At 73.1% G+C, this 20,289-nt stretch carries 13 protein-coding genes; 7 read left to right on the top strand and 6 right to left on the bottom strand.

The features are described from left to right. Window positions 1-53: 53 nt before the first annotated feature. The 5 genes from RAN62_RS29045 to RAN62_RS29025 all read right to left on the bottom strand — a co-directional run bounded on the left by RAN62_RS29045 (window position 54) and on the right by RAN62_RS29025 (window position 11,297). Window positions 54-272: an MbtH family protein gene (locus tag RAN62_RS29045; RefSeq protein ID WP_305787979.1), complete on the bottom strand. Its 219-nt coding sequence runs from the start codon at window positions 270-272 to the stop codon at window positions 54-56. 11 nt (window positions 273-283) lie between these two features. Continuing rightward, window positions 284-7,177 carry a non-ribosomal peptide synthetase gene (locus RAN62_RS29040; RefSeq protein ID WP_305787978.1) on the bottom strand — a complete coding sequence of 2,298 codons (6,894 nt, stop codon included), beginning with the start codon at window positions 7,175-7,177 and terminating at the stop codon, window positions 284-286. Window positions 7,178-7,283: 106 nt separating this feature from the next. Next, window positions 7,284-8,132: a hypothetical protein gene (locus RAN62_RS29035; RefSeq protein ID WP_305787977.1), complete on the bottom strand. Its 849-nt coding sequence runs from the start codon at window positions 8,130-8,132 to the stop codon at window positions 7,284-7,286. A 13-nt stretch (window positions 8,133-8,145) separates the two neighbouring features. Then, window positions 8,146-9,468, bottom strand: coding sequence for a trans-sulfuration enzyme family protein (locus tag RAN62_RS29030; protein WP_305787976.1), 1,323 nt, complete (start codon window positions 9,466-9,468; stop codon window positions 8,146-8,148). Then, window positions 9,465-11,297 carry a non-ribosomal peptide synthetase gene (locus tag RAN62_RS29025; protein ID WP_305787975.1) on the bottom strand — a complete coding sequence of 611 codons (1,833 nt, stop codon included), beginning with the start codon at window positions 11,295-11,297 and terminating at the stop codon, window positions 9,465-9,467. Before RAN62_RS29025 ends, RAN62_RS29030 begins: the two co-directional genes overlap by 4 nt. A 1,054-nt stretch (window positions 11,298-12,351) precedes the next feature. On the opposite strand from RAN62_RS29025, the gene RAN62_RS29020 reads away from it, so the two are divergent. Together RAN62_RS29020 and RAN62_RS29015 are read left to right on the top strand one after the other, a co-directional pair. Further along, complete coding sequence (locus RAN62_RS29020; RefSeq protein ID WP_305787974.1) at window positions 12,352-13,134, top strand: thioesterase II family protein; 783 nt, start codon at window positions 12,352-12,354, stop codon at window positions 13,132-13,134. A gap of 72 nt (window positions 13,135-13,206) precedes the next feature. Further along, on the top strand, window positions 13,207-13,956 hold the full coding sequence (locus RAN62_RS29015; RefSeq protein ID WP_305787973.1) for a thioesterase II family protein: 750 nt from the start codon (window positions 13,207-13,209) through the stop codon (window positions 13,954-13,956). Between the two features lie 81 nt (window positions 13,957-14,037). Here RAN62_RS29015 and RAN62_RS29010 read toward each other — a convergent pair whose 3' ends face one another. Further along, window positions 14,038-14,718 (bottom strand): LuxR C-terminal-related transcriptional regulator, encoded by a 681-nt coding sequence (locus tag RAN62_RS29010; RefSeq protein ID WP_305787972.1) that lies wholly within the window; start codon window positions 14,716-14,718, stop codon window positions 14,038-14,040. Between the two features lie 195 nt (window positions 14,719-14,913). Between RAN62_RS29010 and RAN62_RS29005 the strand changes: the two genes are divergently transcribed. Genes RAN62_RS29005 through RAN62_RS28985 form a run of 5 tightly spaced genes read left to right on the top strand, consistent with a single transcriptional unit; the run spans window position 14,914 to window position 20,270 of the window. Continuing rightward, window positions 14,914-15,204, top strand: coding sequence for an acyl carrier protein (locus tag RAN62_RS29005; protein ID WP_305787971.1), 291 nt, complete (start codon window positions 14,914-14,916; stop codon window positions 15,202-15,204). Next, a complete protein-coding gene (locus RAN62_RS29000; protein ID WP_305787970.1) occupies window positions 15,201-16,364 on the top strand; it encodes an acyl-CoA dehydrogenase family protein in 1,164 nt (387 codons plus the stop codon). Before RAN62_RS29005 ends, RAN62_RS29000 begins: the two co-directional genes overlap by 4 nt. After that, window positions 16,361-17,380 (top strand): hypothetical protein, encoded by a 1,020-nt coding sequence (locus tag RAN62_RS28995; protein ID WP_305787969.1) that lies wholly within the window; start codon window positions 16,361-16,363, stop codon window positions 17,378-17,380. The genes RAN62_RS29000 and RAN62_RS28995 overlap by 4 nt, the downstream gene beginning before the upstream one ends. Then, complete coding sequence (locus RAN62_RS28990) at window positions 17,377-18,417, top strand: HAD-IIIC family phosphatase (RefSeq protein ID WP_305787968.1); 1,041 nt, start codon at window positions 17,377-17,379, stop codon at window positions 18,415-18,417. Before RAN62_RS28995 ends, RAN62_RS28990 begins: the two co-directional genes overlap by 4 nt. After that, window positions 18,414-20,270: a non-ribosomal peptide synthetase gene (locus RAN62_RS28985; RefSeq protein ID WP_305787967.1), complete on the top strand. Its 1,857-nt coding sequence runs from the start codon at window positions 18,414-18,416 to the stop codon at window positions 20,268-20,270. Before RAN62_RS28990 ends, RAN62_RS28985 begins: the two co-directional genes overlap by 4 nt. The last annotated feature ends 19 nt before the right edge of the window (window positions 20,271-20,289 follow it).

Below are 20,289 nucleotides of genomic sequence, written 5' to 3'. Positions count from 1 at the left end.
GGAAACGTCCGGCCGGAGCTCTCCTGGGCGCGCCGCAACGGGCCGTGGCGCTCTCAGGCCGCGTCCTCCCGCATCTGCCGCACCAGGCTCAGCGGCCGGAGATCGGTCCAGTGGCTCTCGACGTAGGCCAGGCAGACGTCACGGCTGTCCGGTCCGCAGACGGACGTCCACCCCGCCGGGATCTCCGCGAATTCCGGCCACAGCGAGTGCTGGCCCTCGTCGTTGACGAGCACAAGGTAGCGAGCGCTCTCGTCCTCGAACGGATTGGTCATCGTTGCCTCCTTCAGCGGTTCGCGTCCTGTGCCGCGAAGCCTTCGATTGCCGGTGTCAGCACCTTGCCCAGGGCGGCCAGGGCATCGGCCCCGGTCATGTCGTCATGGGTGGCGTCGACGAAGTGGACCTGGACCGGCCCGCCCAGATGCGGCTGCCAGGACCGGGCCACGGCCTCCGGATCCGCCTCCGACCGGCCGGCGAGGAACAGCAGACTCTCCCCGTCGAAACGGGCGGGCCGCAGCGACGAGGTCAGTCTCAGGTTGTTGGCGGTGACCCGCAGGACACGCGGCACGTGGGAAGCCGGAATGGCCGAGAGTCCGCCGGCCGGCTCCGCGAGGACGGCCGTCACGTGCTCCAGCGGATCCCCGGCACGACAGCCGCGAGCGTCGCAGTCGTGTCCGGCCAGCCGCAGCAGGGCCCGGGCCGCGCCTTCCAAGGTGCCGTCCGTGTCGTGGCCGGTCACCTCCGGCGCCGCGTCCAGGATGACCAGCAGCACCCGCTCGCCCCGCTCCTCCAGCCGGGCCGCGAGAATCTCCGCCACCCGGCCGCCGAACGACCAGCCGAGCACCACGTAGGGACCGTGCGGCCGGGTGCGGCGGATCCGGTCGAGATAGTCGGTCACCAGCTCGTCCACGTCGGCCGGGAGCGCGCCGGCCTCGTCGGACAGCCCGCGGGACTGGAGGCCGTGGATCGCCACCCGCGGGGGAACGTACGGCAGCAGCCCGGCGTAGCTCCAGCCGAGACCGGCCACGGGATGGACGCAGAACATGGCCGGTCCCTCGCCGGCCGGGCGGATCGGCAGGACGGGGTCGAACGCACCGCTTCCCGGCCGGTCGCCGCCGGTCAGCCGGGCCGCCAGCCGGCCGGCCGTGGGGGCCTCGAAGATGTCGCGGATGCTCGTCGTGGTGTTCAACTCGCGGTTCAGGCGGTCGGCCAGCCGCATGGCGGCGAACGAGTTGCCGCCGAGGTCGAAGAAGTCGGCGTCGACACCGACCGACTCCACGCCGAGCGCCTCCGCGAACGCCTCGCACACCAGGCGCTCACGAGAGGTACGCGGACTCCTCTGCTCCTCCGTCCTCGCCCCGGGGGTCCGCGCTCGCGTGCCGGTCCGGCCCACGAACTCCAGCACCCCGCCCGCACCCCACCGCACCAGATCACCCGTGCGATACATCCGCGCACCACCACCGGCAAACGGATCCGCCACGAACCGCTCCGCCGTCAAACCCGCCCGGCCCACATAACCCCGCGCCAGACCCACACCCGAGACGAACAACTCCCCCACCACACCAGCAGGCACCAGACCCAGCACCCCGTCCAGCACATACACATCCCGACCGGCCGGCGGACGACCGATCGGCAGCACGGGCCGGGGATCGTCCGCCGTTGCCCGGTGGGCGGTGGTCAAGCCGGTGACCCCGGGAGTCGTGTAGCCGTGGTGGAGCACGACCTGAGGCGCCGCGGCCCGGAACCGGCGAGCGGCGTCCGCCGGCACGACGCCCCCTTCGGTCCACAGCTCCGAGAGCCCGGCGAAGTCACCGGGGCAGTCGGCGGCGAGCAGGCCGAACCGGTCGGCCGGGACCCCGAGGCGCGTGACGCCGTACTCCCGTACCCATCGGCCCAGCTGGTGCGAGCCGGAGTCCCCCGCCGGCGCCAGCACGACGTCGCCCCCCTGCAGCAGCGGTATCCACAGTTCGAACGCCAGCGAAGCCGCTGCCGGCGCGCGGTGCATCAGCACCGTCGGCCGCCGGTCGGCCCACCCGGGGTCGGCCGCCCACCGGAGCAGGGCGCCGTGGGTCGTGCCGGTCATCCCGGGCGTACGGCCGGCCTCGAGCAGCTGCCCGGGCAGCACCGGTGCGACCTCGACGGTGCCGTCCGCGGGAACCGTGAGCTGATCCTCGTCCACGGCGACGACGGTCGTTGTGCCCCGGTCCACGAACGGTTGGAGAAGGTCGTGACGCGACCGGTCCGGGCCGGTCAGGACGACCGCCGGCGCGAGCTCCTCGAGGATGTCGCGAAGCTGGTCCGAGGGCGTTCCCGGGTCCACGGTCAGCGCGGCGCCGCCCGCCGCCGCCACGGCGAGAAGGGAGACGACGAGGCCCGGCGTGCGTTCCCGCACCACCAGGACCGGGGCTTCGCGGGGCAGCCGGGCCAGCGCCGGGTGCCGGGCCAGAGCGCCGGCCAGCCGGGTGAGCTCGGCGTAGGTCAGCGTGGTGCCGGCGTGCCGTACAGCGACCGCGTCCGGCGTCCGCGCGGCGATCAGGCTGATCGCCTCAGCCACGCCGGCGCTCGGTGCCGGCTGTCGCGTCCCGGGTCCGCGGCCCAGCGCCAGGAGTGCCTCGGCCTGGTCGGGAGCGGGCAGGGTCAGCCGGCCGACCGGGTCGGAGCCGCGGGCGGCGACCTGGACGAGCACGTGCCGGAACAGCGGGAGAATCTGGTGGGCGAGCTCGTCGGCGATCGCCGGCCGGTGATAGTTCAGCTGCAGCCCGACCCGCGTTCCCGGGGTGATGACCAGCTCCAGCGGGAAGTTGGTCGCGTCGTACCCGTCGATGCCGGTGAGGTCGATCGACGACGGGTCGCCGCTGCTCCCCCCGTCGCCACCGGCGGGGAAGCTCTGGTAGGCGAGCAGCGTGTCGAAGAGCGTCCGATGGCCGGACAGATCCTGGACCTGACTGAGGCTGACGTACGGGAACTCCATGAGCCGTGCCTGTTCGTCCTGCACGTTCTCCAGCACGTCGTCGACGCGCCGGTCCGGGCGGACGTCGGCCCGGACGGGCAATGTGTTGATGAACAGGCCGACCGTTTCCTCGATGCCCGGCAGATCGGCGGGCCGGCCGGCCACCGTGGTGCCGAAGACGACGTCGTGCCGACCGGTGATCCGGCTGAGGACCAGGGCCCAGGCGCCCTGGAAGATCGCGTTGAGGGTACGGCCCGCCGACCGGGCGGCAGTGGTGAGGCCGGCGGTCTCGGCCTCGGTCAGGGTCAGCTCGAGGCGCTCGGTGACATGCGCCCCGGGCCGGTGGTCGCCGGCCACCAGGGTGGGTTCCTTCAGCCCGGCCACGGCCGCGCGCCATTCGGCGGTGGCGGCCGCGTGGTCCTGCCGGGACAGCCAGACCAGGTAGTCCTCGTAGGACCGGGCCGCCGGCAGGGCCGGATCACCGTCGCCCGCCTCGTGGAGCGCGAGCAGGTCACGGATCATGAGCTGGGAGGACCAGCCGTCGAAGGTCAGGTGGTGGCTGGTCAGCAGCAGCCGATGATCGTCGTCGTCCATCCGCACCAGAACGGCACGCAGCAGAAGGTCGAGGCCGAGCCGAAACCGGCGGGTCCGTTCGGCGACGCTCAGTGCGGCGTACGCCGCCTCCCGCCCGGCCGGAGGCAGCGACCGCAGGTCGCGGGTCTCCCAGGGCACCGGCTCCGCCCCGGGGATCACCTGGACGGGCTCGCGCAGGCCGTCGTGGACGAAGCGAGCCCGGAGGGCCGGATGCCGCACCGTCAGTGCCTGTACCGCGGATCGCAACCGCTCGGGATCGAGGTCGCCGCGCAGCCGGACGCCGAGCTGGACCATGTAGACGTCCTCGCCCCGCTCGTCGTAGAGCGAGTGGAACAGGAGCCCGGCCTGCAGCGGCGTGAGGGGCAGGACGGTCTCCAGGGCTGGGAAGCGGGAGCCGAGGGCGTCGACGGCGTCCTGATCGAGGTGCACCAGCGGGAAGTCCGCGGGAGTGCGCGCGCCGGAGACATGGCGCGCGATGTCCGTCAGCGCCTGCGACCAGTCGGCGGCGAACTCCGCCACGTCGTCCCGGTCCAGCACCCCGGTGGGCCACGTCCAGGTGGTGACGAGCCGCGGCCCGCCGGCGGAGTCCAGGGTCACGCAGCCGATCTCGAGCGCGTGAGCCAGCGGCTGGTCCGGTCCGAAATCGCCCTCGATCACACTGCCGGCCTCCGCGGCGGGCTGCCAGTCGGCCTGTGCCGGCTCGGGGAACCGTCCGAGGTAGTTGAAAGCGACCTGGGCGCGGGCGCCCGAGCGCAACGACTCCTGGGCCGGGCCCGGCAGGTAGCGCAGGATGCTGTAGCCGATACCGTGGTCGGGAATCTCCCGGAGATGGTCCCTCGTCCGCCGCAACGCGCGGGCCACGCCGGAGCCGCCGGTTCCGTCGTCCGTGGCGTCCAGCCTGACCGGGTAGAGCGATGTGAACCAGCCGACGGTCCGGGAGAGATCGGTGTCGGGGAAGATGTCCTCCCGGCCGTGACCCTCGACGTCCACGAGGAGGGGGCCGTGTGCTCCCCGCCGGGCGAGCCAGCGGCCGGCCGCGACGGCCAGACCCGCGAGCAGCACGTCGTTGACGCTGCCCCGGATCGACTTCGGGGCGGCGCCGAGCACCGCCGTGCTGACGTCCGCGGACACCTCCGTGGTGAGACTTCCGGCCGTGGCGGCGGTGTCGACCGCGGGATCGAGCGGCCGCCGTCCGATCTCGGGCCCGTCCACCGCCGTGAGCGCCTGCCAGAAGGCGGCCTCCGCGGTTCTCGCCGGATCGGTGGCCTCCGCCCGCAGCTGGTGCGCCCATCGGCGCAGGGACGTGTCCACCGCGGGCAGGACCGGCTCCCGGCCCTGGTCGACGGCCTCGTAGGCGGCCTGGAGATCCGGCACCAGGATGCGCCAGGACACTCCGTCGATCGCCAGGTGGTGGACGACGAGCAGGAGCCGCCCGGGCTGGGGTCCGCCGTCGAGCCACACCGCCTGCAGCATCACCCCGGCTTCCGGGTCCAGCCGGGTGCGCGCGGCGGCGAGGGCCGACTCGAGAACGGCGGCCCGGGCCCGCGGTGTCCGGTCCCGGATGTCCGTACGGATCAGGCAGGCCGCGGCGTCGACGTGGCCGGGGGCCTGGACCTCCGCGTCCCAGGCCTCGTCCGGTCCGTTCCGCACGACCTGGATCCGCAGCGCGTCGTGCTGGTCGACGACGGCTTGCAGCGCCCCGGCCAGGGCCGGCAGGGATGCCCCGGCGGGCACCTGGATCACCATGGACTGGTGGAACTCGCGCAGGTCGCCGGTGCGCTCCGCGAGCCAGTTCATGATCGGTGTGCCGGGGACGACGCCGAGGTTGTCCGACCGCGCGTCCGCCGGGGCCTCCTTCGCCCGGCCGGCCACCGCGGCGAGGCGGACCACCGTCCGTTGCCGGAAGATCTCCCGCGGCTTGACAGCGAGGCCGGCCTTCCTCGCGACGGAGATCAGTTTGATGGCCAGGATGCTGTCGCCGCCGAGATCGAAGAAGTCGGCGTCGATGCCGACCGACTCCAGGCCGAGCGCCTCCGCGAACGCCTCGCACAGCACCCGCTCGGAACGCGTACGCGGACGCCGCCCCGCCACCACGACGCCGGCGGGCACCGGCAGCGCGCCGCGGTCGACCTTGCCGTTGCCGGTCAGCGGGAAACGCTCCAGCACCGTGATCACGGCCGGCACCAGATAATCCGGCAGCACCGCCGACAACGAACGGCGCAGGCCGTCGCCGTCGGCCACCGCACCGGGCTCGGCCGTCACGTAACCGAGCAGGCGTCTGGCCCCCACCTCGCCCTCGGCCACGACCACCGCCTGGGCCACCCCGGTGGCGGCACGCAGAGCGGCCTCGACCTCGCCCGGTTCCACCCGGAACCCGCGGATCTTCACCTGTGCGTCGGCCCGGCCGACGAACTCCAGCACCCCGCCCGCACCCCACCGCACCAGATCACCCGTGCGATACATCCGCGCACCACCACCGGCAAACGGATCCGCCACGAACCGCTCCGCCGTCAAACCCGCCCGGCCCACATAACCCCGCGCCAGACCCACACCCGAGACGAACAACTCCCCCACCACACCAGCAGGCACCAGACCCAGCACCCCGTCCAGCACATACACATCCCGACCGGCCAGCGGACGACCGATCGGCACGAAGGCCGCGTCGAGCGGATCGCTCATCGTGGCGCACACCGTCGTCTCGGTGGGACCGTAGGCGTTGACGAAACGCCGGGTCCGGCCCCACTGCTCGGCCAGATGAGCCGGGCATTCCTCGCCGGCCACGATGATCGTCGTGCCGGGCAGGTCCTCCGGAGTCATCGCGAGCAGCGCCGAGGGTGGCAGCGTCACATGGGTGACGGCGAACTGCTCGACCAGCCGGACGAGGTCCTCGCCGGGGAGGATGCGCTCACCGTCGGAGCAGACGAGCGTCGCTCCGGCCAGCAGGGTCACCCAGATCTCGGAGACCGAGGCGTCGAAGCTCAGGGAGGCGAACTGCAGCACCCGGGCCTCCGGGCCGAGACCGAAGCGTTCGGACTGCTCCCGGACCAGCGTCTCGATGCCCGTGTGCGACACGGCCACGCCCTTGGGTACGCCGCTCGATCCCGAGGTGTAGATGACGTAGGCCAGGTTCCCGGGACGTGGTCCCGCCGCCCGGCGCTCGCCGCCCGGCGACTCGTCGCCGCCTTCCTCCGTGTCCGGCCGGAACGTCAGCACCGGCCGGCCGGCGGTCAGCTCGGCGCCCGGATCGGCCTCGTCGGCGAGGATCAGCGCCGGCTGCGCGTCGGCCAGGATGAACCGCACCCGGTCGGGCGGGTAGGTGTGGTCGACGGCGAGATAGCCGCCGCCGGCCCGCGTCACCGCCACCATCGCGACGATGCTGTGCATCGGGTTCCGTACCCTGATCGCGACGAGGCTCTCCGGGCCGATGCCCCGGGCCACCAGGGCGGTCGCGAGCCGTTCCGCCAGCCGGTCGAGCTCGGCATAGGTCAGCCGGCCCGCCGGGCCGATCAGCGCCACCGCGTCCGGCCGGGAGCCGGCGACGGCGGCGAACAGTTCGGGGATCGTGCGCGGCGTGGAGACATCGTCGTCGCCGCGCGGGTGCACGAGGGTCTGCCGGGTCTCAGGGGCGTGAGACATGGTCGATGGCTCCCATCAGACGAATCCGGGGTGGCGCGGCCGGGGCGCCCGATGACCGTGGTGGTCCCGGCCGGGAGGTGGTGGGTCCGGACATCGCGCCGGAGGGCTACGGCTCGGTCGTGGCGTGGGCCGGGACGCCGAGCCGGTGCGGATCCGCGCGCAACGCCCGATGGATGTCCCGCCACGCCTCGACCTCGTCGGACAGGCCGGCGGCCGCGATCATCGCCTCCTCCCGGTCCCAGTCCACGCGCGCGCGGGGCTGGACGCCGGTGCTGCTCAGAACCTTGCGGTAGAACGGGTCGTCGGTCCGCCGGGAGCTACCCATCAGCGCCCCCACCTCGGGCGCGACCAGCTGCAACCCGGGCCGGGGCGACCACTCCTCCAGCCCCGCCCGCGAGGGCAGGCCCAGCGCCGCCACCAGCGCGGCGGCCATGCCGGCCGGGTCGGCCCGGAGATCCTCCGAGTCGATGAGCACGTACGGCAGGTCACGCTCGCGGCACCGGGCCACCTGTGCGGCCAGCGAGGGCCAGCCGCTCTCGAACGGCGGGAACGTCGACGCCTGGGTCAACTCCCGCACGATGCGGAGCCGCGACGTGGTGGACAACCGGGGATCGGACATGACGAAGATCGGTGGCGCGGTGGCGAGTCCGGCCAGCTCGTCGAACTGGCCGGTGGACAGCTGGAAGCTCATCTCTTTGATCAGCAAGCCGCTGCCGGGCGGCACCTCGGTCAGCCTGACCCGGTCGCCCACGGCCACCCGCATGGGGTTGTTCAGGATGGCGGCCACCGACTCGGGGCCCTGAGCGCCCCAGTAGCAGGCTTCGAACGGCTCGTGGCAATGGTGGGTGATCAGTGGGTGCTGCCACAGCAGCCGGGCCACCGCGGTCGAACCGGTCCGGGGTGGGGAGACGAGTACCACCCGCCGCGGATACACCTCGGCCAGGTCGGTCTCCATGCCGCGCACCTCCTCACTGGGCTCGCCCGGCCGGACGCCGGACGGGCCCGTCGCCCCCGGTCAGCGCCTGGTCCAGGTCATCGATGATGTCGCCGGCGTCCTCGACGCCGACGCTCAGCCGGATCATGTCGGCCGGCACCGGGCTGTCCGCCCCCACCTGCAGATGGGTGCCGATCGCGGGAATCGTCGCCGTGCTCTTGACCTGGCCGAGGTTGTTCGCCCGCCAGACCAGACGGAGCCGGTCCAGCGCCCGGTGCGCGGCCGCCACGCCACCGGCCGGCCGGAAGCCGAGCAGGAACCCGAACCGGTTCACCGGATCGCGGCCGGGACCACCGCTGTCGACCAGCCACATGTCGCGCTGGGCGAGGTGGTGGGTGCGGTGGCCCGGCAGGCCCGGGTAGAAGACCTCGGCGACGTCGTCCCGCCCGGCCAGATGCTCGGCGACGCGCAGCGCGCCGGACGACATCGTGTCCACCCTGGTGCGCAGCTCGCGGATGTCGGCCAGCAGCGTCCAGGCGTGGAACGGGCTGAGCACGCTGCCCATGTCACGCATCGGGCCGAGCCGCAGGTAACGGGCGAAGTCCTCGGTCATCTCCGCGGGCTGACCACGGAAGCGAAGACCGCGCCGGGCGATCACCGCGCCGCCCATGCTCCGGCCGCTGGCGCCGGCGGCCTTGGTCAGCGAGTGGACGACGATGTCGGCGCCCAGGGCCAGCGGGCGCAGCAACGCCGGCGTGGCCAGCGTCGCATCGACGATCAGGGGGATCCCGGCCTCGCGGGCGAGCGCGGCCAGCGCGGGGATGTCGACGAGCTGGACCATCGGATTGGACGGCGACTCCGCGAAGAGGAACCGGGTGTTCCGGTCGATGACCCGCTCCCAGGATTCCACCGAGTACGGGTCGTCGACCCAGCGGACGGAGACGCCACGCTCGTCGCCGTAGCGCCGGTCGAAGACCATGACGGTCGAGCCGTAGCACGCGGGTGAGGCGACGATGTTGGGTTCGGCGCCGGCCGCGACGCCGAGGAAGGCGCTCGTCGCCAGGGAGATCGCGGCCATCCCGGTCGTGGTGACCGCCGCGGTGACCTCGGCGCCGGTCTGGTAACCCTCCAGCGCCGCCAGGGTCGCCTCGAGGTGACCGGTCGTCGGGTTGCCGCGCCGGGCGTAGACCCAGCCTTCCCGCTCCCCGGCCGCGGTGGCGCGCATCGCTTCCGCCGAGTCGAAGTGCTGCGCGGTCGTCAGGTACGCCGGCTCGCTGAGCGATCCGTGGTGGGAGATCGCCTCCTCGTGGTCGTACGACCCGCGCACCGCCAGCGTCGCGAAACGAGGGCTCGTCACCGGGCCGGTCCGCTCTTCGCCGGCAACCAGGACTGCGGCTCCGCGGCGTTCGTGTGCGGCGCGTACTTCTCGATCAGGGCGGCCAGTCCGGCGACGGTGGGCGCGGCGAAGAACTCCGCCGCGGGGACGTCCGCGTCGAACACTTCCCGGACCCGGGCCAGGAGGTCCATGGTGACCAGCGAACTGCCGCCGAGCTCGAAGAAGTCGTCGTGGACGCCGACGTCCTGCACCGCCAGCGCGTCGCGCAGCAAGTCGGCCAGCAGCGCCTCGACGGGCGTACGCGGCGCTTCGAACTCCGCGTCCACGTCGCGGGGAAGTTGTTCGAGAGCGGGCAGCGACTTCCGGTCGATCTTGTTGCCGAGCGTCTCCGGGAAGGCGTCCATCTCGATGATCGCCGCCGGGTGCATGTAGGCCGGTAGCTTGCGGTGCAGAGCCACGCGCACCTTCGCCACCAGCCCCTCGGTTCCGCCGACCGGCACCACGAAGGCGACCAGGATCTTGCGGCCGGGCGTGAGGCCCTCCCGCGCGACCACCACCGCCTCGCTCACCTCGGGCTGCCCGGCGATCACCGCCTGGATCTCCCCCAGTTCGATGCGATAACCGTCCACCTTGACCTGGTCGTCGAGCCGGCCGCGGAACTCGAGGACCCCGCCCGCCACGCGCCGGGCCAGGTCCCCGATGGCGTACATCCGCTCGCCGGGCACGAAGGGGTCGGCCACGAACCGCTCCGCGGTCAGCCCCGGGCGCCCGACGTATCCGCGCGCGAGCCCGCTGCCCGCGGTGTAGAGCAGGCCCCACTCGTGGTCGGGCACCGGCTTCAGCTGCTCGTCGAGCACGTAGAGCCGGGTGTCGGTGACCGCGCGGCCGATGGGGACGGTGTCGCCGACCTCCTCCGAGACCACGTGACACGAGGTGAAGCACGTGTCCTCGGTGGGCCCGTACCCGTTGACGATGAGCAGTTCCGGATAGGCGCGGTGCAGCCGGTTCATCAACACGGGCGACAGGGCCTCGCCGCCACCGAGGAACTGCCGCAGACCGCCCAGGCGGTCGAGATGACCGTCGATCATGCGGTGCATCAATCCGGTGGTCATCCAGAGGGTGGTGATCCGCTCGGCCTCGAGGAAGTCCGCCAGCTCGTGCAGCGCCGGCGGACCGGGCCGGTAGACGACCAGGCGGGCCCCGTTGAGCAGCGCCCCCCAGATCTCGAAGGCCGACGGGTCGAACCGCAGCGAGCAGAGCTGAAGAAACGTCTCGTCCTCGGTGAGCGAGGCATAGTCGCCGTCCTGCACCAGGCGTACGACGCCCCGATGCCGCACGGCCACGCCCTTGGGCAGGCCGGTGGAGCCGGACGTGTAACAGATGTAAGCCAGGTTGTCCGGACTCCTCGTCCCCGCGACCGGGGCGGCGCCGGGCGTTCCGGCCGGCTCGTGGTCGAGGTTCACCACCGTCGCGCTGACATCGGGGATCCGCCCGGCCAGGGCGTCGTGGGTCAGGACCACCCGGCAGCCGGCCTGGTCGAGCATGTAGCGGAACCGGTCGGGCGGCTCGTTCTGGTGCAGCGGAACATAGGCACCGCCGGCCTTGAGGATGCCGACCAGGGCGATCACCATCTCGAACGACCGCTCGAAGAACACTCCCACCGCGGCCTCCGGGCCCACACCCAGATCCCGTAGGTGCCGGGCGAGCAGATCGGCCCGCAGGTCGAGCTCCCGGTAGGTCAGATCCTGCCCGTCGAAGCGCAGCGCGACCGCGTCGGGCCGCCGGCGTACCTGGGCGTCGAACAGATCGTTGATGGTGGCGTCCCGCCAGTCCGGATTCGCCTCCCGCATCGCGTCCCCCTCGCCATGCTCCACCGCGATTTCCGCCTTTCGTCGGCCGGCCATGTCACGCCGCGTAGCTGACGCTCCACGTAGCGGCAGATTGATCGTTGTGTTCCCAAAAGCCTCTGTCAATAGACACTGACAAATGTTCACAACATTAAAAGGTGACGTATATCACTGTGCCATTCGCGTCTTCCGGATCTTGAATAGATTGATCATCCGACCCCTCTCGACAATTGCCCGCAAGGGCTTGGCATCCATATCGGACAGTCCGGGCCGCCGCCTCCCCCACGGGTGGCCGCCGGGCCGCCGAGCCCCTCGGGCACATCGCGCGGTGCGAGCCCGCCGGATGCCCCGGAACCACCCTCGATCCGCCTTGATCACCGCATATGGGCAGCTCAGGGGCGCATGGACCGGGCAGGCGGGTAGGCCCCGGCACGGCGGGCGCCGGTTCCCGGGCGCGGCGGACGACGAAAATTTCTTTGCGCGGGATGAGCTGCGCCAACTCACCCGGAGGGCCCGCGCAGCGGCGGGTAATGGCTGGCGAGTCCGTACGCGTTATGGCAATGTGAGCGCCCAACGGGATCTTTCACGGCCGGACCGACTCGCGTCTCGCACCGCTCGGCCGGCCTTCACTCCGCACTTCCTGATCAACATTCGTCCCGCGCCGGACGGTCGATCAGGATGCGCTGAGAAATGCATAAATACATTTGTCGAATGCTGTTCCCAGCACGGCGGAGATGATTCTGGAGCTGTCGTGAGCGGCGGGCCGAACGCCGGCGGGCCCGGGGCGGGGCCGGTGCCGGTCCGCGGCCACGAGAGCTTCCGGGGGTCTCCGCCGGATCGGGCCGGCCGCACGGCGTCGCCCGATGCCCCGTGCTCGCCGGGTGCGTGCGAGCGCGGGCGCGGACCGGCACAGCCACCACGACGGACAGAGGACGCGGGGGACGACTACCCACGGGAGACGAGCAGTGAGCACGGTTGCCCATCGCATCACCGATCACATGCCCCCGCCGGCCGTCGTCGAGGAACGGGCGGACGAACTCCCGCGGCACGGAGGCGGGTGACGACGGTGGCGAAGCACCCGTGGTTTCCCTTCGGCACCGGTCCCGGCGCGCCGATGCGGCTGCTCACCCTGCCCCACGCCGGCGCCGGGGCGTCGGCGTACCGGGCGTGGACGCGCGAGATGCCCGGCGGCGTCGCCGTCTGCCCGGTGCAGCCGCCGGGACGGGAGGGAAGGTACGGGGAGGCACCGTTCACCCGGGTGGGGCCGCTGGTCCGTGAGCTCGCCGAGCAGATCACCGCCTCGGTGCCCGGGCCCTACGCGATTCTCGGCCACAGCACCGGGGCCCTGTGCGCCTATGAGGTGACCCGCGAGCTGCGGCGCACCGGCGGCCCGGCGCCGGTGCACCTGTTCGTCTGCGGCCGCCCCGCCCCGCACCTGCCGCCCGGCCGTCACGACGTGGCCGGCCTGCCCCTGCCGGAACTGGCGGCCTTCCTGCGCGAGCTGAACGGCACCCCGGAGACGGTCCTGTCCGATCGCCGCCTGCTGCAGCTGATGCGGCCGATCCTGGTCGCCGATCTGGCCGTCGACGAGTGCTACACGTTCCGGCCGGAGGCACCGCTGGACATCCCGATCACCGCGTTCGCCGGCCGCACCGACCCGGTCGCGCCGGCGGACCTGATGCGGCCGTGGCAGTCACAGACCACTGCCGGCTTCCGCTTGCATCTGCTCGAGGGGGGCCATTTCGCGATTTTCGGCCGCGCCGGCCCGGTGCTCGCCGGAATAGCGGCCGCACTGGACGGCAGGACGCCCGTACGGGATGGCGCGCCGCCGATATCGTGACAATGGCAGAACGACAGCACCGTCACCCCTTTCCATTCTCGGCATCGCGCCGGAAAGGCAGGTTGTCACCCCATGGTTGAATCGTCGGCCACCAAGCCGAACTGGTTGCTGCGCCAGCCTGATCCGCAGGCGCCGGCCCGTCTGTTCTGTTTTCCGTATTCGGGCGCCGGGGCCACGATGTACGAGCGCTGGCCCCGGCGCGTCGGCGATGCCGAGCTCTGCCTGATCCAGCCGCCGGGCCGGCAGAACCGGATCCGGGAGCCGCACTACGGGTCCTACGAGCGCCTCGCGGCCCAGCTGATCGACGTCATGGTGCCCTACCTGGACCGGCCCTTCGCGTTCTTCGGTCATTGCAGCGGGGCCCTGCCGGGGGTGGAGGTCACCCGGCAACTCGCCGCGGCGGGGCTGCCGGTGCCCCGGCGCCTGTTCGTGTCCGCCCAGGTCGCCCCGCACGACGGGCCGTACGGCAAGCTCCTCGGGCAGGACCGCGCGGGGCTCCGGGAGACGCTGGCCGAGCTGATCACCAACCTGGGCGGCACGCCCACCGACGCGCTGCTCGACTTCGGCCTGGACCTGCTGGTCCAGGACGTCGAGGCGAACAAGCGCTATGTCGTGCCGGCGCCGCTGGATCTCCCGTGCGGCATCACCGCGGTGGGCTGGAGCGAGGACGACCAGATCCCGCTGTCGCTCATGGGTGGCTGGAAGGAGATGACGGCGGACTGCCGGTCGGTGCTGCTCGACGGCGGTCACTTCGCCTTCCTGAGCGCGCCCGGGCCGCTGCTGGCCGAGATCGCGCGCGATCTGACGGCCGGCCCGGCCTGAGGCCCCGCGGGCCGGTCGGCGCCGGACCCCCTTACCGGCCAGGCCCTGGTCGGCCTGCGGGCCGGCGGCGCCCGGCCGGCGTCAGACCCCCTCGCCGACCAGGCCCTGCTTGATCGCCACGGCCGCCGCAAGGGTGCGATTGGCGCAGTTCAGTTTGACCAGGACGTTGGCCACCAGGCGTTTCACGCCGTGCTGGGAGATCAGCAGCTGCCGGGCGATCTGCTTGTTGCTCAGCCCCTGCACCATCAGCCGGAGCGTCTCCCGCTCCCGTGAGGTCAGCCCCGGATCGTCGGCGCGGGCGCCCCGGGGCCCCTCGGTCACGCCCCTCAGCAGATGATTGGTGAGCGCCGCGGGCATCGGGATCTCGCCCCCGGCGATCCGGCCGAGGGCCTCCTCGAGGGTCGTCTCGGTGAGATCGTTGGTGATCAGGAAGCCGTCGCCCGGGAAGCGGGTGACCGGGTCGAGCAGGTCGCCCGTCCGGTGGCTGAAGAGCACCAGCACCTTGGCGCCCCGGCCGGCGGCCGCTTCCGCCAGCCGGCGCGGACCACCGGCGGTCAGGTCGTCGCACGCGACGACCAGGACGTCGAACCGGGACTCGGGCAGCGTCACGTGCGGTGCGGGCATGACGGAATCGACGCCGGCCACGGAATCGAGCGATTGCAGCATCTCGTGAAGGCCGCGCCGGGACAATTCGTTGTCGGCGACCGTCACGATCCGCCGCCCGCCGTCACGAACCGTCACGGCCGATTTCCGGGAGTCCATTCGCGTCATCCCCGTTCAGTGGAAGCCGTCCCGCCGGAGCACCGGAATTCTAATATGCGACCGCGCGGCGGGGCCACCTTTCCTCGGACGTTTCCGGGACGCCGTGATAAGTGCCGTCTAGCCGATCGGCTACCCCCGGACGGCGTCGCTGTCCGGGCTCACGGACCAAGGCTGTCATCGATGCACAATGCCATCATGACGAGTCGAGCACCCGCGGCCGGGCCGCCGGACGACGGCGTGACCGACGAGGTCCGGAGCTACCTGGCGGAGGCGCTGGGCGACGCCCCCGGGCCCGGCGAGGACTACTTCGCCACCGGACGGGTCAACTCGTTGTTCGCCCTTCAATTGATCGTCTTCGTCGAGGCGCGGTTCGGGCTGGTCGTCGAGCCGGAGGACCTCGACCTGGCCCACTTCCGCACCGCCACGGCGATCGCTTCCTTCGTCGCCGCCAAACGGGCCGCCACCGACGCCGCCGGCCGTCGATGACCGGGCGACCGGCGGACGCCGCGGTGTTCCTGGAAGCCGTTCGTGCGGGTGCCACCGGCTGGGACGGTGCCCGGCAGCTGCCCGCGGAGCTGATCCGCGAGGCCGGCCGGGCGGGTCTGCTCGCCGCCGACCTCCCGCACCACTACGGCGGTGCCGGCGCCTCCGCCTCGGACGTCGGCGAGCTCTCGGCCCGGACCGGGGGCGTGTGTTCGTCTCTGCGCGCGCTGGTCACCGTGCAGGGCATGGTCGCCGCGGCAGTGCTTCGCTGGGGCACTGCCGGTCAGCGCGAGACCTGGCTGCCCCGGTTCGCCTCCGGCGAGGCCGTCGCTGCCTTCGCCGCCACCGAGCCGGACGCCGGATCCGAGCTGGCCGCCGTCCGTACCCGCATCGAGCCCGCCGGATCACAGCTGCGCGTCACCGGCCGCAAGGTCTGGGTGTCGTTCGGGGAGATCGCCGACGTGGTGCTGGTCCTCGGGCGGCTCGACGGCGCCCCGGCCGCTGTGCTGGTCGAGACCGGCCGCCCGGGTCTGCGGCGCCGGCCGGTACGCGACCAGCTCGGCCTGCGCGCCGCCCACATCGCGCATCTCGATCTCGACGCCGTGCCGGTGCCACGCGGCAATCTGGTCGCCGCACCCGGCTTCGGGCTGTCCCACGTCGCCGGGACCGCACTTGATCACGGCCGGTACACGGTGGCCTGGGGCTGCGTCGGCCTGGCGGCGGCGTGCCACCGGCTGGCGACCGGCCACGCCCTGGCCCGCGTCCAGGGCGGCGTGCGGCTGAGCGACCACCAACTCGTCCGCGCCCTGCTCGCCCGCTCGTTCGTCGACCTCACCGCGGCGGAGCAGCTCTGCCGGAGGGCCGCGGCCCTTCGTACGGCGGGCGACCCGGAATTCCTCGCGGCCACCGTCACCGCGAAGTACGCGGCCGCCCGCACCGCCGATTCGGTCAGCCGCGACGCCGTCCGGATCCACGGCTCCGCCGGGTGCGACGCGGGCAGCGTCGTCGGACGCTTTCTCCGGGACGCCGCCGTCATGCAGATCATCGAGGGCGCCCCGGAGGTCAACGAGATGCACATCGCCGACCACGTCATCCGGGAGCATCGCCGGACCGCCGGCGGTCACCCCGGTCACGTGCCGGTCCCGTCGGGAGCGGTGCCGTGACCGGGGAGCCCGTGTGGCTCGGGCCCGTCAGCCTGCACCTGCCCCCGGACGTCGTGGCGGTGCGCGACCTGCCGGAGCTGGCGGACCTGGCGCCGGGCAGCCGTGACCACCTGCTGTCGCTCGGCATCGACCGGGTGCACCGATTCCGTCCCGCGCCCGGTGACGGTACGCCCGACGGTGAGGTCGAGCTCGCGACCGTGGCGGCGGCGGACGCGCTCGCCCGGGCGGGCCTGCCCGCCGCCGAGCTCGACGCGCTGGTCCTCGTCCAGGGACGCGCGCCCCGCTACCTGCTCTCCTCGCAGGTCACCCGGGTACAGGAGCGGATCGGCGCCACTCGCGCCACCGTCTTGTCGGTCGGTGACCTGGGCTGCGTGTCGGTGTCCGCCGCGCTGGAGGTCGGGGTGGCGATGCTACGCGGCCGGCCGGCCTGGCGGCACGTGCTCGTCGCCATGGGCTCGCTCGCCGCGACCCCCCGGCGCTACCGCCCGCCGATGACGGTCCTGGGCGATGCCGGGGCGGCCGTCCTGCTGAACCGTTCGGGCGGCCGCTACCGCTGGGTGGACCACGCGCTGCGCACCGACGGCCGGTACGCCGATCTGTTCCGCATCGACTACCGCGACGTACCCGCCGACCGGTGGCGAGAGGTCTGCACCGACGAGCCGGCCTACTCCTTCCGGCTCGCCCTGGAGAGCCGCCGCCGCCTCGGTACGCTGACGACCGAGCTGCTCGACGCGTACGGGCTGACGACCGGCAAGCTCGACGGCCTGCTCATGCAGAACCTCTCCCGCGGATCGCTCGCCTTCTGGCAGGAGGCCCTGGACGTCCGGTTCTCGGACGTGTGCGCCCGCAACCTCGCCCGGTACGGACATCTCGGCCCGATCGACGTGCTGGCCAACCTGGAGGCGGCGGCGCCGGAGCTGCCACCGGACGGACACGTGCTGGTGATGAACAGCAGTCCGGTGGCCGCGTGGAGCGGCACCCTGCTGGTCCGTGACCGCGATGGGGACCCGCGATGACCGGCATCGTCAAGTGCCTCGTCTGGGATCTCGACGACACCCTGTGGCGCGGGGTCGTCCTGGAGGGCGACCGGCCGGCGCCCCTGGCCGCGGCCGTGACCACGCTGCGTGAACTGGATCGGCGCGGCATACTGCACGCCGTGGCGAGCCGGGGCCATCCCGCCGCCGCCACGCGTCATCTGGCCGACGTCGGGCTGGCCGGCCTGTTCTGCGCCGTCGAGGTGGGGTGGGCCGACAAGTCCCACGCCGTCCGGCGCATCGCCGAGACGCTCAACATCGGCCTCGGCACGCTGGCCTTCGTGGACAACGACCCCGTGGAGCTCGCCGAGGTGGCCCGGGCCCTGCCGGACGTGCGCTGCTATCCGGCGACCGCGGTGGCCGGCCTGCCCACGCTGCCGGAGTTCCAGCCGATCGTGACGGAGGAAGCCCGGCGGCGGCGCGAGATGTACCAGGTCGACCGGCGGCGCCGCACCGCCGAGGAGGAGTGGGCGGGCCCCTCCGCGGACTTCCTCGCGTCGCTCGAGCTCGTCATGACCGTGCGGCCCGGCACGGAGGCCGATCTGAACCGCGCCCACGAGCTGACTGTGCGGACCCATCAGCTGAACAGCACCGGCATCACGTACGGCCCGGACGAGCTGCGCCGGCTGTGTGACGCGGAGGATCACGAGGTGACGGTGGCGGAGCTGGCCGACCGTTTCGGCTCGTACGGCATGATCGGCCTGGGCGTCACCCGGCTGACCGCCTCGGAGTCGGTGCTGGAGCTGCTTCTGATGTCCTGCCGGGTGGTGTCCCGGGGCGCGGGAGCGGTGCTGCTGGACCATCTCGTGCACAGGGCCCTCGCGGCCGGCCGGCAGCCGGTGGCCCGCTTCGTCCCGACGCCGGTGAACCGCCTCATGCTGGTGACCCTGCGGTTCGCCGGTTTCGAGGTGGCCGGGCGGGACGGGGACCAGCTCCGGCTGGCGGTTCCCGCCGACCGGCCGCCGCGCGACCGGCCGTCCTACATGCGCGTCATCGACCACACCGGAGGCGCGCGGTGACCGCCCTGCTGCGGGCCCTCGAGGACCAGGCCCGCCGCCGGCCGGACGCGCCCGCGGTCGTGGTGGGCGACGACCATGTGAGCTACGGCCGGCTGATGGAGCGGGCCCGGCAGCTGGCCGGCCGGCTGGTGGCCGCGGGGGTCCGGCCCGGCGACGTGGCGTGCCTGCGCCTGCGCCAGTCGGCCGGCACGGTGGTCGCCATGGTGGCGGCGATGCGGGCCGGGGCGGCGTGGGCGGTGGTCGAACCGGACCGGCCGGAGAGTCACCTCGCCGCTCTGGTGCGGGACACCGGGTGCCGGGTGCTGGTCCACGACGGCGAGCCGGATGCCGCACCCGGTTCCGGGCTCACTCCCGTGGACCTCCGCCACCACGCCGGGTCCCCGACCGGTCCGCTGCCGGATGCCCTGCCGGAGGACCTTCCGGCCTATGTCGTCCACACCTCCGGGTCGACCGGACGGCCGAAGGGCGTGGTGGTGGGGCATGCGCACCTCGCCGCCTCGATCGCCTGCCGGGACGCGCTCTACGGCCGGCGGCCGCCCGTGTTCGTGGTGCTCCTGCGCCTGTCCTTCGACGGCAGCCTCGGCGCGACGCTGTGGACGCTCACCCGGGGCGGCACCGTCGTCCTGCCCGGCGAGGCCCGCCTGCCGGACGCGGAGCACGCCGCCCGGCTGGTCGCCGATCATCGAGGCACCCACCTGGAATGCGTCCCGTCCCACTATCGGCTGGTCCTGGACCACGCGGCCGCGCTCCCGGACAGCTTGGTCCACGTCTCCGTGGGAGGCGAGCGCTGCACCGGTGATCTGGTGGAGCGGCACTATCGTCTGCTCCCGCGCACCACCTTGGTCAACGAGTACGGCCCCACCGAGGCGATCGTGTCGTGTCTGTCGCACCCCACCGTCCCGGGCGATCCGGCCGCACCGGTCCCGATCGGCTCGCCCTTGCCCGGGGCCACCGCGTACGTCCTGGACGCCGCGCTGCGGGAGGTCGCGACCGGGACCGTGGGAGAGCTCTACGTCGGCGGACCGTTCACCGCGCACGGCTACGCGGGTCAGCCGGGGCTCACGGCGCAGCGATTCGTGGCCGACCCCTTCGCGGCCCGCCCCGGCGCGCGCCTCTACCGCACCGGCGACCTGGCGTCCCGCCGGCCGGACGCGACCCTCGACTTCCACGGCCGCGTGGACGACCAGGTGAAGATCCGGGGGCAGCGGGTCGAGCCGGGTGAGGTGGCTCTGGTCCTTCGTGAGCATCCCGCAGTCCGTGACGCTGCTGTTCTCGTCGAGGAGGAGCCGGAACCGGCGCTCGTGGCCTACGTCGTGTGCGACGGGCCACCGCCCGCCACATCGTTGCGGTTGCTGTGCCGCCGCCGGGTGTCCGCCGCCGCGACGCCGGCCCGCTTCGTCGCGGTCGCCGCCCTGCCGCTGACGGCCGGCGGCAAGCTCGACCGGGCCGCCCTGGCCCGGCTCGGGGCGACATCAGCCGCGACGCCGGCCCGGCCCCGCGACGATCCGGACTGGACGCCGGTGCAGCGAGCCGTCGCCGACGAGTGGGCCGAGGTCCTCGGCCACCGCGACTGGGACCGGGAAACGAATTTCTTCGACGCCGGCGGCACCTCGCTGAAGATCGTCCAGCTGCACCAGCGGCTGGAGCGGCGCTGGCCCGGAGCGCTGCGCCTCGGCGCCCTCTTCGACCTGGCCACCGTCGCCGCGCAGGCCGGGGCCGTCTCCGCGCAGCCCGGCGTCGTCGCCGCGCAGGCCGGGGCCGTCCCCGCGCAGGCCGGCGGCGTCGCCGCCCCGGAAGATCGGCCCGGGCCCGGCGGCCACCGGGCGGCCCCGGTGCTGAGCTTCGAGATCTGACGAGGCGCCCGGATGACAC

Source organism: Symbioplanes lichenis (assembly GCF_030709675.1).
GTDB lineage: Bacteria > Actinomycetota > Actinomycetes > Mycobacteriales > Micromonosporaceae > Actinoplanes > Actinoplanes lichenis.
The sequence above is the reverse complement of the archived record's forward strand: the minus strand, read 5'-3'. Positions and strand labels throughout refer to the sequence as shown.

Excerpts from the sequence above, each read along its gene's own strand:
- RAN62_RS29010 (WP_305787972.1), bottom strand. The coding sequence starts at position 14,718 with ATGGACTCCCGGAAATCGGCCGTGACGGTTCGTGACGGCGGGCGGCGG.
- RAN62_RS29045 (WP_305787979.1), bottom strand. The coding sequence starts at position 272 with ATGACCAATCCGTTCGAGGACGAGAGCGCTCGCTACCTTGTGCTCGTC.
- RAN62_RS29000 (WP_305787970.1), top strand. The coding sequence starts at position 15,201 with ATGACCGGGCGACCGGCGGACGCCGCGGTGTTCCTGGAAGCCGTTCGT.
- RAN62_RS29025 (WP_305787975.1), bottom strand. The coding sequence starts at position 11,297 with ATGCGGGAGGCGAATCCGGACTGGCGGGACGCCACCATCAACGATCTG.
- RAN62_RS29005 (WP_305787971.1), top strand. The coding sequence starts at position 14,914 with ATGACGAGTCGAGCACCCGCGGCCGGGCCGCCGGACGACGGCGTGACC.
- RAN62_RS29015 (WP_305787973.1), top strand. The coding sequence starts at position 13,207 with ATGGTTGAATCGTCGGCCACCAAGCCGAACTGGTTGCTGCGCCAGCCT.
- RAN62_RS28990 (WP_305787968.1), top strand. The coding sequence starts at position 17,377 with ATGACCGGCATCGTCAAGTGCCTCGTCTGGGATCTCGACGACACCCTG.
- RAN62_RS29035 (WP_305787977.1), bottom strand. The coding sequence starts at position 8,132 with ATGGAGACCGACCTGGCCGAGGTGTATCCGCGGCGGGTGGTACTCGTC.
- RAN62_RS29040 (WP_305787978.1), bottom strand. The coding sequence starts at position 7,177 with ATGTCTCACGCCCCTGAGACCCGGCAGACCCTCGTGCACCCGCGCGGC.